Raw genomic sequence first — 14,901 nt, forward strand, 5'->3', positions numbered from 1 at the left:
ACACGGATGACGCGCAGCGTTGAGTTGGGGTTCAGTCGCCCTCGAGTTGGGCCTCGCTCCCGATCGACGGAAGGCGCGCCCAGCTCATGAGCAACTCGGGCCCAACTCAGGGGTGATTCTGGCCCAACTCAACGACGCTTCAGGTCGCGCAGGACCCGCTGGCTGGCGAGCTTGCCGGGGGAGCCGATCACGCAGCCGCCGGGGTGGGTGCCGGAGCCGCACTGGTAGTAGCCGTCGATCGGGGTGGCGTACTGGCTCCAGCCCGGGGCGGGGCGGAAGAAGTACATCTGCGGGGCGAGGAACTCGCCGGCGAAGATGTTGCCCTCGGTCAGGCCGGTGCGGGTCTCGATGTCCACGGGCGTGACGACCTCGCGGTGCAGCACCAGGTCGTCGAAGCCGGGGAAGTGCGACTCGAGGACGGCCTGCGCCTTGTCGCCGAAGCTCTGGCGCTCGGTCTCCCAGTCGCTGCCGCGCAACTCGTACGGCGCATACTGCACGAAGCACGACATGACGTGCTTGCCCGGGGGCGCCATGTCGGGGTCGACGATCGACTGGATGGCGCCGTCGATGAACGGCTGCTCGGAGTACCACCCGTACTTCGCGGCGTCGAAGGCCCGCTCGACGTACTCGATGGTCGGGCCGATGTTGAGGAACCCCCCGAAGTGGTCCACGGTGTCGGGCAGGGCGGGGAAGGTCGGCAGCCCGTCGAGGGCGAAGTTCACCTTGGCCGAGACGCCACGGAACCTGATCCGGCGGATGTTGTCGACCAGGTCGAGCGGCAGCTCGCGGGGCTCGACCAGCTCGAGGAACGTACGCCGGGGGTCGAGCGCCGACACCACGACCGGCGCCCGGAACTCGGTGCCGTCCTCCAGCGTGACGCCCACGGCGCGGCCGTCCCGGGTGACCACGGACGTCACCGGAGCGCCGAGGCGGATCTCCGCGCCGTACGCCTGCGCGGCGCGCGCGAGGACCTGCGTGAAGCCGCCGTTGCCGCCCTTGTGGAAGGCCCACGAGCCGAGGTGGCCGTCGTGCTCGCCCATCTTGTGGAAGAGCAGCACCAGGCCGGAGCCCGGCGACATCGGGCCGACCTTCGAGCCGATGATCGAGGACGACGCGTGATAGCCCTTGATCGCCTCGTGCTCGAAGTAGTCGTCGAGCCAGTCCTTCGCGCTGCCGGTCAGCAGCCGCACGATGTCGTGCACGGTCTTGCGGTCGATGCCGCCGAGGTGGTCCAGCAGCCACTTCACGTCGGCCGCGTCCTCGGGGTCGTGGCCGAAGATGTTCGGCGGCGGGCTGTCGAACAGCGGCCGGATCGCCTGGCAGACGCGGTCGAGGTCGCGGTGGTACCGCTCGTAGGCGTCCGCGTCGCGCGGCGAGTGGCGGCGCACCTCCTGCAGGTTCTGCGCGTGGTCGTCGCCGAAGAGCAGGTAGTCGCCGTCGCCGGTCGGGTGGAACGACGACGGCATCATCAACGGCAGGAAGCCGTGCTCGACCAGGTCGAGCTCGTGGATGATCTCCGGGCGCAGCAGGCTCAGGGCGTACGAGAACGTCGTGAAGCTGAAGCCCGGCAGCAGTTCCTCGGTGATCGCCGCGCCGCCCACGAGGTCGTTCTTCTCCAGCACCAGCGTGCGCAGGCCCGCCTTCGCGAGGTACGCCGCGTGGGTCAGTCCGTTGTGGCCTCCGCCGACGACGATCGCGTCGTACTCGTGGGCGCTCATCCGCGCTTCCTCTCCGGGTCGAAGAACGGCATCGGAGTCGTGGTGATCCGCACCGTGGTGTTGTGGTGGTTGACGGCGAGCTCGAGGCGCAGCCCGGTGCCGGCGGCCGCGAGGTCGGGGCGGACCCGCGCGATGCCGATGTGGCGCTGGAGGACCGGGGAGTAGACGAAGCTCGTGCAGTAGCCGACCTCGGCGCGGTCGTCGTCGAGGATCATCGACTCGTAGGGCAGCGGGTGCTCGGACTTCGGCGGGAACAGGCCGGCCTCGCGGTAGAGCCGCAGCCAGTCGTCGGGGTCGACCACGATGCCGGTCGTGGCCCAGCGCGAGGTGCCCTCGACCAGCTCGCGACGGATCGCCTCGGAGCCGACGAACCGGCGGGAGCCGTCGCGGACGCCGCGAAGCATCCAGCCCAGGCCGAGCTCCTTCGGCGTGACGCAGTCGGCGTCGCTGAAGGTCAGCCGCGCGTCGTGCCACTCGATGTCGACGAGCGGGAGGCCGGCCTCGATGCGCAGCGTCATCAGGGCCTCCTCGCCGAACGGTCGGATGCTGTGCGGCCGGCCGGCCTCGAGCACGGCGTCGAGCACGTCGAGCGCGTCGTCGGCGGCGACGGTGATCTCGAAGCCGAGGTCGCCGGTGTAGCCGGTGCGCGAGAGCACCACCCCGGCCCCGGCGACCTTCGCCGGGGTGTGGTCGAAGTAGCCCAGCGGCACGGCCTCGGGCATCAGCCCGGCCACGACGGTCCGCGAGCGCGGGCCCTGGACGGCGAGCATCGCGTACTGCTCGGTGACGTCCTCCAGCTCCACGCGGAGGCCCGCGGCGAGCTCCTCGAACCACGACAGTGCCGGCCGCCCGGCGGTGAGCAGGAACTCGTCGGCCGCGTGCCGGAACACCACGCCGTCGTGCATGACGTAGCCCCGGTCGTCGCACCACGCGGTGTAGTGCGCCTGCCCCGGACGGCAGGTCCGGACGTCGCGCACCAGCGCACCGGCGAGCAGCCGCTCGGCGTCCGGGCCGGTGACGGCGTACTTGTAGAGCGGCGAGGTGTCGAAGACGCCGACGCTGTTGCGGACCGCGAAGTACTCGTGCTTCGGCGCATGGCTGTAGCGCAGCGGCGAGAGGGTGCCCTGCCAGTGCGTGTAGAGGTACTGGTCGTTGAGCTCGCTCAGCCGCCGATGGAACGGCGTGGTCCTGATCATGGGTCGTCCTCTCAGAGCACCGCGTCGAGGAAGGTCTTCGTCTCCGGACGGGTGGGTGCCGCGACGATCTGCGCCGGCGGGCCCTCCTCCAGGATGGTGCCCTCGTGGAAGAAGCACATCCGATCGGCGACCTCCCGGGCAAATCCCATCTCGTGGGTGACGACCATCATCGTCATGTGGAGGTCCCGGGCCAGCGAGGTCATCACGCCGAGGACCTCGCCGGTGAGCTCGGGGTCGAGCGAGGAGGTCGGCTCGTCGAAGAGCATCACGTCCGGCTCCATCGCCAACGCCCGCGCGATCGCGACCCGCTGCTGCTGGCCGCCGGAGAGGCGGATCGGGTGCTCGCCGGCCTTGTCGGCCAGCCCGACCCGGTCGAGCAGGTCGAGCGCCCGCTCTCGCACCGCGGCCTGCTTGCCGCCGGCGCACATCGGCCCGCACATCACGTTGTCGAGCGCGGTCATGTTCGGGAACAGGTTGAACTGCTGGAAGACCATGCCGGTCCTGAGCCGCAGCTGCCGGATCTGCCGGCGCTTGCGGCGGGTGCGGTGCCCGCCCTCGAGGCGTACGCCGGACACCTCGATCGACCCGGCCGTCGGATCCTCGATCATGTTCACGCAGCGCAGCAGCGTGGACTTGCCGGAGCCGGAGCGGCCGAAGATCACGACGACCTCGCCCTTCTCGACCTCGAGGTCGACGCCCCGGACCACCTCGAGGTGGCCGAAGCTCTTGTGCAGCCCCTGGATCCGCACGATGGGCTCGCTCACGCCAGACCCCCTCCACCGCCGTGGGGCTGGACGGGCAGTGTCTTCACGGGCGTGCGCACGTAGCCGCGCTCCAGCCGGCTCTCGAGCCGGCGCTGGAAGAACGAGAAGATCGCGGTGAGGATCCAGTAGAGGATCGCGCAGGCGAGGAAGGCCTCGAGGTTCTTGAAGTCGGCCTTGCCCAGCAGCTGCGCGCGGCGGAAGATCTCGGCGCTGGCGATGGTGACGCCGAGGAACGAGATCAACGCGGTGTCCTTCATCATCGCGATGAACTCGTTGCCGGTCGGCGGGATCACCACCCGGAACGCCTGGGGCAGGATCACCTTCCGCATCTTCTGCGCGTGGGTCATGCCGAGCGCGTCCGCGGCCTCCGACTGGCCGACGGCCACGGCCTGGATGCCGGCCCGGAAGATCTCGGTCATGTAGGCGCCGTAGTTGAGGCCGAGCGCCAGGGTGCCGGCCACGGCGGCGTCCATGATCAGCGCGGCCTCGAAGCCCTCCGGGACCCAGCCGTACCTCGCGGTGATGTTCTGGCCGACGGGGGGCAGCGCGAGGTAGAGCAGGAACATCTGCACGATCAGCGGCGTGCCCCGGAAGAAGGAGACGTAGAAGCCGGAGACGCCGTAGGCGATGGGGTTGCGCGAGAGCCGGGCGAGGGCGCCGAGCGTCGCGAGCACGATCGCGATCACGATGCCCCCGACCGCCATGACCAGCGTGTACTGCAGGCCGCCCGCGATGTACTCGATGTTGTCGCGGATCCAGCCGGTGTCGAAGCCGGCGGCCAGGACGAACAGGCCGAGCAGCACGAAGATGACGGCCCAGACGACCGCGACCTTCAGCCGGAAGGGGACGCGCGCGCTGGCCAGGGCGAGGCGTTCGAGGGGTGACTCGGGTGCGGTCACTGCTGGACCGTCAGGTCGACCCCGTCGTACCACTTCTCCGAGAAGCCGGTCAGGGTGCCGTCGTCGTGCATCTCGCCGACGATCCCGTCGACCGCCTCGACCAGGCTGGCCGGGTCGAGCTCGGAGGACTTGTCGATCGCGACCGACAGGGGCTCGTAGAACACCGGGTCGCCGACGATCTTGGTCGGGTTGCCGGCCTTCTCGTAGCCCTGCGCCACGGTGAGCGAGGTGATCGCGGCGTCGAGCCGCTCGCCGTCGCCGAGCGCGAGGTCCTGCATCGCGGTGGTGTCCGTGTCGTAGCCGACGATCTCGGCGTCGTCGACGATGAAGTCGAAGGTGAAGCCCTCGATGGCCAGGGTCTTGTCGAGGAACTGCTCGTAGGTGCAGCCCGCGCAGACGCCGATGGTCTTGCCGTCGAGGTCGGTGCTGAGGTCGGTGATGTCGCTGTTGTCGGCGTTCACGGCCACGACCGCGGGCGTGTAGTAGTACGGCTGCGTGAAGTCGAGGACCTTCTGCCGGTCGTTGGTCGGCGTCATCGAGCCGACGCTCATCTGCCAGCGGTTGTTCCAGCTGCCCGCGGTGATGACGTCCCAGGACGGGGTCTCCCACGCGATGTCGACGCCGAGCCGCTTGGCGATCTCGGTGGCGACGTCGATGTCGAAGCCCTCGTAGTCACCCGACTTCGGGTCGAGCGAGGACTGCGGGGGATAGGCCGGGTCAGTCGACACGGTGATGACGCCGGCCTCGCAGATGCTGGCGAGCAGGTCGTCGGTCGCGTCGGTCGTGTCGCAGACCGCCTCACCGCTCGCCACCGGCTCGGTGCCGGTGTCGCCTCCGCCTCCGCCGTCGTCGCCCCCGCAGCCCGCCAGGAGCAGGGCGAGCAGGGCGGTGGTCGCGGCCAGGGCCTGCTGGCGCCGTGAGAGACCTCGAGCGAGCTGCAGCATGAGCGTGCCTCCTCCGGGACGGACGCATTCGCGTCGTCTCGGCAATATGACAGAAATTCTCCCGCTCGACACCGGGTGCGGAGACGTTAGACTATTACTGACCGTTCGGTCTGTAATCGGAGGGACGATGACGGCTACTCCTGGGATCGACGCCGGCCTGCTGGAGGAGTTCGAGCGGATCGTCGGCGCCCACGACCGGATCGAGCCGCGCGACTGGATGCCCGAGCAGTACCGCGCGACGCTCGTGCGGCAGATCGCGCAGCACGCGCACTCCGAGATCATCGGCATGCAGCCCGAGGGCAACTGGATCACCCGGGCGCCGTCGCTGCGCCGCAAGGCGATCCTGCTGGCCAAGGTGCAGGACGAGGCCGGCCACGGCCTGTACCTCTACTCCGCGTGCGAGACCCTCGGCGTCTCCCGGGGCGAGCTGACCCAGATGCTGATCGACGGCCGGCAGAAGTACTCATCGATCTTCAACTACCCGACGCTGTCCTACGCCGACGTCGGCACCATCGGGTGGCTGGTCGACGGCGCGGCGATCTGCAACCAGGTCCCGCTCTGCCGCACGTCCTACGGGCCCTACGGTCGCGCGATGATCCGCATCTGCAAGGAGGAGTCCTTCCACCAGCGGCAGGGCTACGAGCTGCTGATGACGATGATGCGCGGCACCGACGCGCAGCGCGCGATGGTGCAGGAGTCGGTCGACCGGTTCTGGTGGCCGGCGCTCATGATGTTCGGCCCGCCGGACGCGGACTCGCCCAACACCGCGCAGTCGATGGCGTGGGAGATCAAGCGCGACACCAACGACGAGCTCCGGCAGAAGTTCGTGGACATGTCGGTGCCGCAGGCCGAGGCGCTCGGGGTCACGCTGCCCGACCCCGAGCTGCGGTGGAACGAAAAGCGCGGCCACCACGACTTCGGCCAGCCCGACTGGGAGGAGTTCATGCGGGTCGTGAAGGGCGGCGGTCCCTGCAACGCGCAGCGGATCGCCCACCGGCGCCGGGCCCACGAGGACGGCGCGTGGGTGCGCGAGGCCGCGACGGCGTACGCCGCGAGGGAGGTCGGGCCGTGAGCGAGATCCGGAGCGAGTGGCCGCTCTACGAGGTGTTCGTCCGCGGCCGCCGCGGCCTCAACCACGTGCACGTCGGGTCGCTGCACGCGGCCGACGACCAGATGGCGCTGCGCCACGCCCGCGACGTCTACACCCGGCGCAACGAGGGCGTGAGCATCTGGGTGGTGCGCTCGGCCGACGTGGTCGCGTCGAGCCCGGACGAGAAGGACCCGCTGTTCGCGCCGGCCGGCGACAAGGTCTACCGGCACCCGACGTTCTACGCCATCCCCGACGACGTCCCGCACATGTGATCGGACGAGCATGAACGCTGCCCACCACGACCACGACGCGGACCACCAGTCGGTCTACGACGGGCTCACCGGCGGCGACGAGTCGCAGTGGGCCTTCGGCACCGGCCACGAGTTCGAGCTCAGTGAGGATCCGCTGGCGGGGGCGTCGAAGACGCCTGTCCCCGCGGGCACGGACGCCGCGGCCCTCGCCCGCTACTGCCTGATGCTCGGCGACGACGCGCTCGTCCACTCCCACCGACTCTCGGAGTGGACCAGCAACGCGCCCGACCTCGAGGACGACATCGCGCTGGCCAACATCGCGCTCGACCTGCTCGGCCAGGCGCGGCTGCTCCTGGCTCGGGCCGCGGCGGCCGACCCGTCCGTCGTACCCGCGCTCCCGGGGGGCTCGCCCGTCCCGCCCGAGGACGCCCTCGCGTTCTTCCGCGACGCCTCGCAGTTCCGCAACGTGCGCCTGGTCGAGGCCGTCAACGGCGACTTCGCCGGGACCATCGCGCGGCTGCTGCTCGCCTCGACCTACCGGCTCGCGCTGCTCGAGCGCCTCACCGGCAGCCCGGACCCCGTGCTGTCCGCGATCGCGGCCAAGGGCGTCAAGGAGGTCACCTACCATCGCGACTACGCCGGCCGCTGGTTCCTCACGCTGGCGCGCGGCACCAGGGAGTCGCGGCGTCGGCTCGACGCCGGGCTGGTCGTGGTGTGGCCCTGGTACGACGAGCTGTTCCGCACCCATCCGGACGAGCGTGCGGTCGGCGTGGACCCGACGACCGTCGCCGACGAGGTCTCGGCCGTGCTCGACCGGGTGTTCTCGCTCAGCGGCGTCGACCGCCCCGAGGTCGCCCAGGCCGGCCCCGTCGCCGGCGGCGTCGGGCGCGACGGCCGGCACACCGAGGTCCTGTCGCGGCTGCTCGCCGAGATGCAGTCGGTCGCCCGGGCCCACCCGTTGGGGCAGTGGTGAGGGGGCAGTGGTGAGGGGGCAGTGGTGACCGCGTACGCCGTGGCGGCGGCCGTCACCGACCCCGAGCTGCCGATGCTGACCCTCGCCGATCTCGGCGTGCTGCGCGCGGTCGACGAGGAGGGCGACCGCGTCGTCGTCACGATCACGCCGACCTACTCCGGCTGCCCCGCGATGGCCACCATGCGCGACGACCTCGTGCACGCCCTGACCGACGAGGGCTTCGGCGACGTCGAGGTGCGGATCGCCCTCAGCCCCCCGTGGACCACCGACTGGATCACCGAGCGCGGCCGGGCGGCGCTGGCTGCGCACGGCATCTCCGCACCCGGCCCGGCCCCGCGCCGCGACGGGCCGGTCGCGCTGACGCTGGCGCCGACCCGGCGCTCGATCGCCTGCCCTCGTTGCGCATCGGGCGCCACCGAGCTCGTCTCGGAGTTCGCCGCGACCGCGTGCAAGGCGATGTACCGCTGCACGGCCTGCCTCGAGCCGTTCGACCACGTGAAGGAGATCTAGGCCCGTGCGCTTCCACCAGCTGACGGTCGCCGACGTGGAGCACCTCACCGACGACTCGGCGGCGATCACCTTCGAGGTGCCCGACGACCTGCGCGAGGAGTTCGCGTTCGCGGCCGGCCAGTCGCTGACGCTGCGCAGGGTCGTCGACGGCGTGGACCACCGGCGGTCGTACTCGATCTGTGCGCCGGTCGGGGCCCGGCCGCGCGTCGGCGTACGCGAGATCCCGGGCGGGATGTTCTCGTCCTGGCTGGTGCGCGAGGTGCGGCCCGGCGACGTCGTCGAGGTGCAGACGCCCACCGGCTCCTTCCGTGCCGACCCGGCGCAGGGTGGGCGGCACCTCTGCATCGCGGCGGGCTCCGGCATCACGCCGATGCTGTCGATCGCCTCGACGGTGCTGACCCACCCCGACGCGACGGTGACGCTGATCTACGGCAACCGCACCACGGGCTCGGTGATGTTCGCCGAGGAGCTCGCCGACCTGAAGAACCGGTACGGCGCCCGGCTCGACCTCGTGCACGTGCTGTCCCGCGAGCCGCGCGACGTCGAGCTCTTCTCCGGCCGGCTCGACGCCGACCGGCTGCGCCGCCTGCTCACGGTGCTGGTGCCGGTCGACGGCGTCGACCACGTCTGGCTGTGCGGCCCGTTCGGCCTGATCGCCGACGCCCGCGAGGTGCTCGCCGACCTCGGTGTCCCGAGCGAGCGCGTGCACTTCGAGCTGTTCTACGTCGACGAGCCGCCGCCGGAGCTGGTCCGCGCCGACCGGGAGCTCGCGGGGGAGACCAGCGAGGTCACCGTGACCCTCGACGGACGGACGACGGTGTCCGCGATGTCGCGCGGGGAGTCGATCCTCGACGGCGCGGCCGCGACCCGGCACGACCTGCCCTTCGCCTGCAAGGGTGGGGTGTGCGGCACCTGTCGCGCCCTGGTCACCGACGGCGAGGTGGACATGCGGCGCAACTACGCCCTCGACGACGACGAGGTCGAGCGGGGCTTCGTGCTGAGCTGCCAGACGGTGCCCGTGTCCGACCGGGTCGGCGTGGACTTCGACGCATGAGCGCGGAGGACATGTGGGCGGCCGACGCCGCGAGCCGGGCGCTGGGGATGGAGCTGGTGTCGGTCACGCCGGGCTCCTCGACGGTGTCGATGGTCGTGCGGTCGGACATGCTCAACGGCTGGGACCTCTGCCACGGCGGGCTGATCGCCGCGCTCGCCGACAGCGCGTTCGCCCTGGCCTGCAACTCCCGCGGGGGCCGGGTGGTCGCCGCCGGGTTCGACATCATCTTCCTCGAGCCAGGCCGCCTCGGCGACGAGCTCGTGGCGCCCGCGCAGGAGCGTGCCCTGCGCGGCCGCTCCGGCGTGTACGACGTCACGGTCGTCCGGGCCGCCGACAGCACGCCGGTGGCGGAGTTCCGCGGCCGCAGCCGCGTCGTCGAGCGCTAGACGGTATTGAAGTGACCCGGTAGCCGGAGCATGGCGCACAGGCCCTGCGGTGACTGCGGGGCGAGGACCAGGACGCCGCCGTGCGCGGTCGCGACGGTGTTCGCGATGGCGAGGCCCAGACCCTTGCCGGTCACGTCCTGGCGGGGGTGGGCGCCGCGCTCGAAGGGCTGGAGCAGCCGGGCCCGGTCGGCCTCCTCGATGCCGGGGCCCTGGTCGGCTACCGTGACCTCGATCCCGCCGTCGTCCACCCGCGCGCGCAGCTCGACGGTGCTGCCGGCGGGGGCGTAGGTCGCGGCGTTCTTCAGCAGCTCGGACACGGCCCGCCGGACCTCGGCGAAGTCGATGACGGCCGGCAGTCGCGGCGGCAGGTCGACGCGGAGGCCGACCGCTTGGGCGTCGAAGATGGGCTGGAGCGTGCGGGCGGCCTGGCGCAGGGCCACCGCGAGGTCGCCGGAGGTGCGGGTGAGCTCGGTGTGGCGGTCGAGGTCCACGAGGGCCGAGACCGTCTCGAGGAGCGCTCCGAGCTGCTTGGCGGCGCGGAGCACGGCGTCGACGGCCCGGTGGGACTCGGGTGGGATCGCCTGACGCTGGTCGTCGAGCACCTCGGCGTACCCGAGCAGGTTGGTGACCGGGGTGCGGAAATGGTGGTTGACGGTCGCCAGCAGCCGCTCGCGCAGCTCGGCCTGGCGCTCGAGAGCGGCGCGCTCGGCGGTGACGTCCTGGACGAGCACGATCGCGCCGTTGGGCCGGCCCAGGCGGTCGACGAGCGGCGAGGCGTTGCACCGCAGGTAGACCAGGCACCCCGCTTCGGTGCGGGTCGTGATCAGCTCGTCCCGCACGGTCTCGCCCCGGCGCGCCCGGACCAGCGGGACGTCCTCGGTCGCCAGCGGCGCGCTGCCGTCGTGCGTGTAGAGCCGGAAGCGGTCGCTGAGCTCGTCCTCGGTCATCCGCTCGAACGGGAGGTCGAAGAGATCCTGCATGCCGGGGCTGAGCAGCGAGATCCTCCCCTCCCGGTCGCTCGCGGCGACGAGCAGTCCGGTCTGGGCGAGCAGGGTCGAGGACTCGAGCTCGTGGAGCTCGGACGGGATCATGGGACCTCCCCACCGGTGCGGCAAACCCGGGAGGTACCCGTTCAGCGCGCGTTCAGGCCTTCGAAGGCCAGGGCGGTGATCGCCGCGGCGAGCTCGTCGGCGGAGACGGGTCCGTCGGGGCGGTACCACTCGACGACCGAGTTCACCATGCCGAAGAGCAGGCGGCTGATCAGGTGCGGCGGTACGTCGCCGCGGACCGCGCCCTCCGCGGCGGCGGCCTCGACCAGCGAGGCGAGCTTGTCGTCGAGGACGCGCCGTCGGGCGAGCGCGGCCAGCTCGACGTCGCTGTTGCCGCGCACCCGGAGCAGGAGGGTCACCGCCGGCTGGTGGGCGACCAGGATCCGCACCGACTGCTCGACCGCCGTGCGCAGCCGGTCAGCGGCGCTGGTGCCCGGGTCGGCGTCGGCCGCGGCGTCGATGGCGACGGTGAGCCCGTCGAGTGCCTCGTCGAGCGCGGCGGCGAGGAGCTGCTCGCGGCTGTCGACGTGGTGGTAGATCGCCGACTTGGTGAGGCCGAGCTCGCGGGCCAGGTCGCTCATGCTCGTGCCCTCGTACCCCTGGCGGTTGAAGAGGTCGATCGCGCGGCGCAGCACCGTCGCCTGGTCGTAGCCCGGCCGGCCGCGGCGCGGTCCGGGGGACTCCGGCGACGTCTCGAGCATGACCGGGATTGTCCCATGGGGATGATGGAGGTGGAGGGCCCTTGCTGCAGATACCCTAGGGGGGTATGGTAAACATATGACTGTCGAGACCATCGCGACCTACACCGTCACCGGGATGACCTGCGAGCACTGCGTCGCCTCGGTCACCGAGGAGGTCGAGGAGATCTCCGGTGTCACCGACGTCCGGGTCGACCTCGCGAGTGGCGCGCTCGCCGTCACCAGCGACCGGCCGCTGGCCGACGACGAGGTCCGTGCGGCCGTCGTCGAGGCCGGCTACCGGCTGTCGTGAACGCCGGGGCTCGCGTCGCGGCGTTCGCCGGCGGGCTCGCGGTGGTCTTCGGCCTGGCCTGGGTCGCCGGCGCGGCGGTCGGCCCCCTCGTCGGCCCCGTCATCGACGACGAGCCCGAGCCGATGGCCGGTCACGGCATGGCCCAGGGCGCTGCCCACGCGGAGCGGGGCGAGCACCTGCCCGGCGGCCTCGCCGTCGCTCGGGACGGCTACCGCCTCCGCCTCGCCGACGACGTGCTGCGCCCCGGCGCGCGCGAGCTCGCGTTCACGGTCGTCGGCCCGGACGGTGCTCCCGTCACGGCGTACGAGGTCGAGCACGAGAAGCGTCTCCACCTGATCGTGGTGCGCCGCGACTTCGCCGGCTTCCAGCACGTCCACCCGGTCCTCGACGAGGGCAGCGGCGAGTGGACGGCCGACGTCGACCTCGAGTCGGGCGCCTGGCGCGTCTTCGCGGACTTCGTCCCGGCGGGCGGCGACGACCTGACGCTCGGTGCCGACCTGACCGTGCCGGGCGCCGTGCCCGCCCCGGCGCCCGTCGTGGAGCAGCGGGTCGCCGAGGTCGACGGCTATGCCGTCGCGCTCGACGGTGAGCTGCACCCCGGCGAGGACGCGGTGCTGACCTTCGAGGTCACGCGCGACGGCGAGCCGGTCACCGACCTCGAGCAGTACCTCGGCGCCGCCGGCCACCTGGTCGCCCTGCGCGACGGCGACCTCGCCTACCTCCACGTCCACCCCGGCGACGGCCTGGAGTTCGTGGCGGAGGTCCCGAGCCCAGGCACCTACCACCTGTTCCTCGACTTCCAGCACGACGGCGTCGTGCGGACCGCCCAGCTCGTCGTGGAGGCGTCGTGACCACGGAGACCGAGCTCGAGCTCACGGGCATGACGTGCGCGTCGTGCGCGAACCGGATCGAGCGCAAGCTGAACAAGGTCCCCGGCGTCACCGCCTCGGTCAACTACGCCACCGAGAAGGCCTGGGTGACCTTCGAGGACTCGGTCACGACCGACGACCTGATCGCCACCGTCGAGTCCGCGGGGTACGGCGCCCGACTGCCGGCCGCCGCGGCGGAGCCCGCGGAGCCCGGGGAGGACCCGGAGCTCCGCGCGATGCGGCAGCGGCTGCTGGTCTCGGCCGTCCTCACGGTCCCGGTGGTCCTGCTGGCGATGGTGCCGGCGTGGCAGTTCGACCACTGGCAATGGCTCTCGCTCACGCTGGCCGCTCCGGTGGTCGTGTGGGGCGCCTGGCCCTTCCACCGCGCCGCCTGGACCAACCTGCGCCACGGCAGCGCGACGATGGACACGCTCGTCTCGATGGGCGTGCTCGCGGCGTTCGGCTGGTCGCTCTACGCGCTGTTCCTCGGCGATGCCGGCCAGCCCGGCATGACCCACCCGTTCGAGCTCACCATCGAGCGGATGGCCGGCACGTCGAGCATCTACCTCGAGGCGGCGGCCGGCGTCACGACGTTCCTCCTCGCGGGCCGCTTCTTCGAGCTGCGCTCGCGGCGGCAGGCCGGCGCGGCACTGCGCGCCCTTCTCGACCTCGGCGCGAAGGACGTCGCGGTGCTCCGTGACGGCGCCGAGGTGCTCGTGCCGGTCGACCAGCTCGCGGTCGGCGACCACTTCGTGGTCCGGCCGGGGGAGAAGGTCGCGACCGACGGCGTCGTCGAGGACGGCGTGTCCGCGGTCGACGCCTCCATGCTCACCGGAGAGTCGGTGCCGGTCGAGGTCGGCCCGGGCGACCGGGTCGTGGGCGCGACCGTGAACGCGGGTGGCCGGCTGGTCGTCTGCGCGACCCGCGTCGGGTCCGACACCCAGCTCGCGCAGATGGCGAAGCTGGTCGAGGAGGCCCAGCACGGCAAGGCCGGCGCGCAGCGGCTGGCCGACCGGATCTCCGGCATCTTCGTGCCGATCGTGATCGTGCTCGCCGCCGGCACGCTCGGCTTCTGGCTGGGCACCGGCGCCGGTGCCACCGCCGCGTTCACCGCCGCGGTCGCGGTCCTGATCATCGCCTGCCCGTGCGCCCTCGGGCTCGCCACGCCGACCGCCCTGATGGTCGGCACCGGCCGAGGCGCCCAGCTGGGCATCCTGATCCGCGGTCCCGAGGTGCTCGAGCAGACCCGACGCGTCGACACGGTGGTGCTCGACAAGACCGGCACCGTGACGACCGGCGAGATGACGCTGCTCGACGTGACCGCAGCCGACGGCGAGGACGCCGACACCGTGCTGCGGCTGGCCGGCGCGCTCGAGGTCGCCTCGGAGCACCCGATCGGCCGGGCGGTCGCGACGGCGGCGCGCGAGCGCCTCGGCGAGCTGCCGGCGGTGTCCGACTTCCGGGCGACGCCCGGGCAGGGCGTCGAGGGCACGGTCGAGGGTCACGCCGTACGCGTCGGCCGCTCGGCCGCGGGCGTCCAGGTCGAGTGGGACGGTACGCCGCGCGGGTGGCTGCGCGTCGCCGACTCGGTGAAGCCGACGTCGGCCGAGGCGGTCGCCGAGCTGCGTGCCCTCGGGCTGCACCCGGTCCTGCTGACCGGCGACCGCGAGGCGACGGCGCGGGAGGTCGCGGCCGAGGTCGGCATCGACGACGTCGTGGCCGAGGTGCTGCCGGCCGACAAGGTCGCCGAGATCCGGCGGCTCCAGAGCGAGGGACGGGTCGTCGCGATGGTCGGCGACGGCGTCAACGACGCGGCCGCGCTGGCCCAGGCGGACCTCGGCCTGGCCATGGGCACCGGCACGGACGTCGCGATCGAGGCGAGCGACCTCACGCTGGTCCGCGGCGACCTCCGCGTCGCCGCCGACGCGATCCGGCTCTCGCGCCGGACGCTGTCGACCATCAAGGGCAACCTGTTCTGGGCGTTCGGCTACAACGTGGCCGCCCTGCCGCTGGCCGCGGCGGGCCTGCTCAACCCGATGATCGCCGGCGCCGCCATGGCCTTCTCGTCGGTCTTCGTGGTCGGCAACAGCCTCCGGCTGCGCACCTTCCGCTGAGGCCGCTCGGGGCGTCGGTCGGGCAGTGGTCTCGCCATCCGACGCCCACACGATGACGGAGATGCCGCCGAGCACGCCCCGGCTGGTAGCATGG

16 protein-coding genes are annotated in these 14,901 nt (G+C 72.0%); 9 read left to right on the top strand and 7 right to left on the bottom strand.

The genetic code is table 11. The annotated features are described in order from the left end of the window. Positions 1 to 128: 128 nt before the first annotated feature. From ACYQ0U_RS03160 to ACYQ0U_RS03180, 5 genes are read right to left on the bottom strand one after another with little or no spacing between them, the layout of a single operon-like run. A complete protein-coding gene (locus ACYQ0U_RS03160; RefSeq protein ID WP_459969301.1) occupies positions 129 to 1,718 on the bottom strand; it encodes a phytoene desaturase family protein in 1,590 nt (529 codons plus the stop codon). Then, the gene (locus tag ACYQ0U_RS03165; RefSeq protein ID WP_459969303.1) at positions 1,715 to 2,914 is read right to left on the bottom strand and encodes an aminomethyl transferase family protein; all 1,200 of its coding nucleotides are present in this window, start codon (positions 2,912 to 2,914) and stop codon (positions 1,715 to 1,717) included. The genes ACYQ0U_RS03160 and ACYQ0U_RS03165 overlap by 4 nt, the downstream gene beginning before the upstream one ends. An 11-nt stretch (positions 2,915 to 2,925) precedes the next feature. Then, positions 2,926 to 3,666 carry an amino acid ABC transporter ATP-binding protein gene (locus tag ACYQ0U_RS03170; protein ID WP_459969477.1) on the bottom strand — a complete coding sequence of 247 codons (741 nt, stop codon included), beginning with the start codon at positions 3,664 to 3,666 and terminating at the stop codon, positions 2,926 to 2,928. 8 nt (positions 3,667 to 3,674) lie between these two features. Beyond that, on the bottom strand, positions 3,675 to 4,577 hold the full coding sequence (locus ACYQ0U_RS03175) for an amino acid ABC transporter permease (RefSeq protein WP_459969305.1): 903 nt from the start codon (positions 4,575 to 4,577) through the stop codon (positions 3,675 to 3,677). Continuing rightward, a complete protein-coding gene (locus tag ACYQ0U_RS03180; RefSeq protein WP_459969308.1) occupies positions 4,574 to 5,521 on the bottom strand; it encodes a transporter substrate-binding domain-containing protein in 948 nt (315 codons plus the stop codon). Before ACYQ0U_RS03180 ends, ACYQ0U_RS03175 begins: the two co-directional genes overlap by 4 nt. Positions 5,522 to 5,648: 127 nt before the next feature. Between ACYQ0U_RS03180 and paaA the strand changes: the two genes are divergently transcribed. From paaA to paaI, 6 genes are read left to right on the top strand one after another with little or no spacing between them, the layout of a single operon-like run. Next, complete coding sequence (gene paaA, locus ACYQ0U_RS03185; protein ID WP_459969310.1) at positions 5,649 to 6,593, top strand: 1,2-phenylacetyl-CoA epoxidase subunit PaaA; 945 nt, start codon at positions 5,649 to 5,651, stop codon at positions 6,591 to 6,593. Next, positions 6,590 to 6,883: a 1,2-phenylacetyl-CoA epoxidase subunit PaaB gene (paaB, locus tag ACYQ0U_RS03190; protein WP_459969312.1), complete on the top strand. Its 294-nt coding sequence runs from the start codon at positions 6,590 to 6,592 to the stop codon at positions 6,881 to 6,883. Before paaA ends, paaB begins: the two co-directional genes overlap by 4 nt. Positions 6,884 to 6,893: 10 nt before the next feature. After that, complete coding sequence (gene paaC, locus ACYQ0U_RS03195) at positions 6,894 to 7,835, top strand: 1,2-phenylacetyl-CoA epoxidase subunit PaaC (RefSeq protein ID WP_459969314.1); 942 nt, start codon at positions 6,894 to 6,896, stop codon at positions 7,833 to 7,835. Between the two features lie 24 nt (positions 7,836 to 7,859). Further along, the gene (gene paaD / locus ACYQ0U_RS03200) at positions 7,860 to 8,345 is read left to right on the top strand and encodes a 1,2-phenylacetyl-CoA epoxidase subunit PaaD (protein WP_459969316.1); all 486 of its coding nucleotides are present in this window, start codon (positions 7,860 to 7,862) and stop codon (positions 8,343 to 8,345) included. Positions 8,346 to 8,349: 4 nt separating this feature from the next. Next, positions 8,350 to 9,399: a 1,2-phenylacetyl-CoA epoxidase subunit PaaE gene (gene paaE / locus ACYQ0U_RS03205; RefSeq protein WP_459969318.1), complete on the top strand. Its 1,050-nt coding sequence runs from the start codon at positions 8,350 to 8,352 to the stop codon at positions 9,397 to 9,399. Then, positions 9,396 to 9,785, top strand: coding sequence for a hydroxyphenylacetyl-CoA thioesterase PaaI (gene paaI, locus ACYQ0U_RS03210; protein WP_459969320.1), 390 nt, complete (start codon positions 9,396 to 9,398; stop codon positions 9,783 to 9,785). Before paaE ends, paaI begins: the two co-directional genes overlap by 4 nt. Here paaI and ACYQ0U_RS03215 read toward each other — a convergent pair. Together ACYQ0U_RS03215 and ACYQ0U_RS03220 are read right to left on the bottom strand one after the other, a co-directional pair. After that, positions 9,782 to 10,876: a PAS domain-containing sensor histidine kinase gene (locus ACYQ0U_RS03215; protein ID WP_459969323.1), complete on the bottom strand. Its 1,095-nt coding sequence runs from the start codon at positions 10,874 to 10,876 to the stop codon at positions 9,782 to 9,784. The genes paaI and ACYQ0U_RS03215 overlap by 4 nt on opposite strands. 41 nt (positions 10,877 to 10,917) lie before the next feature. After that, complete coding sequence (locus ACYQ0U_RS03220) at positions 10,918 to 11,535, bottom strand: TetR/AcrR family transcriptional regulator (RefSeq protein ID WP_459969326.1); 618 nt, start codon at positions 11,533 to 11,535, stop codon at positions 10,918 to 10,920. 76 nt (positions 11,536 to 11,611) lie between these two features. Between ACYQ0U_RS03220 and ACYQ0U_RS03225 the strand changes: the two genes are divergently transcribed. Genes ACYQ0U_RS03225 through ACYQ0U_RS03235 form a run of 3 tightly spaced genes read left to right on the top strand, consistent with a single transcriptional unit; the run spans position 11,612 to position 14,807 of the window. Beyond that, complete coding sequence (locus ACYQ0U_RS03225; protein ID WP_459969328.1) at positions 11,612 to 11,824, top strand: heavy-metal-associated domain-containing protein; 213 nt, start codon at positions 11,612 to 11,614, stop codon at positions 11,822 to 11,824. Then, positions 11,821 to 12,675, top strand: a complete 855-nt coding sequence (locus tag ACYQ0U_RS03230; RefSeq protein ID WP_459969330.1) for a hypothetical protein — start codon at positions 11,821 to 11,823, stop codon at positions 12,673 to 12,675. The genes ACYQ0U_RS03225 and ACYQ0U_RS03230 overlap by 4 nt, the downstream gene beginning before the upstream one ends. A 29-nt stretch (positions 12,676 to 12,704) precedes the next feature. Then, the gene (locus tag ACYQ0U_RS03235) at positions 12,705 to 14,807 is read left to right on the top strand and encodes a heavy metal translocating P-type ATPase (protein ID WP_459969480.1); all 2,103 of its coding nucleotides are present in this window, start codon (positions 12,705 to 12,707) and stop codon (positions 14,805 to 14,807) included. Positions 14,808 to 14,901 lie beyond the last annotated feature (94 nt).

Source organism: Nocardioides pyridinolyticus (assembly GCF_054653575.1).

Bases quoted from the DNA above. Each gene is read 5' to 3' on its own strand.
- paaA (WP_459969310.1), top strand. From the start codon at position 5,649: ATGACGGCTACTCCTGGGATCGACGCCGGCCTGCTGGAGGAGTTCGAG.
- ACYQ0U_RS03160 (WP_459969301.1), bottom strand. From the start codon at position 1,718: ATGAGCGCCCACGAGTACGACGCGATCGTCGTCGGCGGAGGCCACAAC.
- paaC (WP_459969314.1), top strand. From the start codon at position 6,894: ATGAACGCTGCCCACCACGACCACGACGCGGACCACCAGTCGGTCTAC.
- ACYQ0U_RS03235 (WP_459969480.1), top strand. From the start codon at position 12,705: ATGACGTGCGCGTCGTGCGCGAACCGGATCGAGCGCAAGCTGAACAAG.
- paaI (WP_459969320.1), top strand. From the start codon at position 9,396: ATGAGCGCGGAGGACATGTGGGCGGCCGACGCCGCGAGCCGGGCGCTG.
- ACYQ0U_RS03215 (WP_459969323.1), bottom strand. From the start codon at position 10,876: ATGATCCCGTCCGAGCTCCACGAGCTCGAGTCCTCGACCCTGCTCGCC.
- ACYQ0U_RS03225 (WP_459969328.1), top strand. From the start codon at position 11,612: ATGACTGTCGAGACCATCGCGACCTACACCGTCACCGGGATGACCTGC.
- ACYQ0U_RS03220 (WP_459969326.1), bottom strand. From the start codon at position 11,535: ATGCTCGAGACGTCGCCGGAGTCCCCCGGACCGCGCCGCGGCCGGCCG.
- ACYQ0U_RS03180 (WP_459969308.1), bottom strand. From the start codon at position 5,521: ATGCTGCAGCTCGCTCGAGGTCTCTCACGGCGCCAGCAGGCCCTGGCC.
- ACYQ0U_RS03165 (WP_459969303.1), bottom strand. From the start codon at position 2,914: ATGATCAGGACCACGCCGTTCCATCGGCGGCTGAGCGAGCTCAACGAC.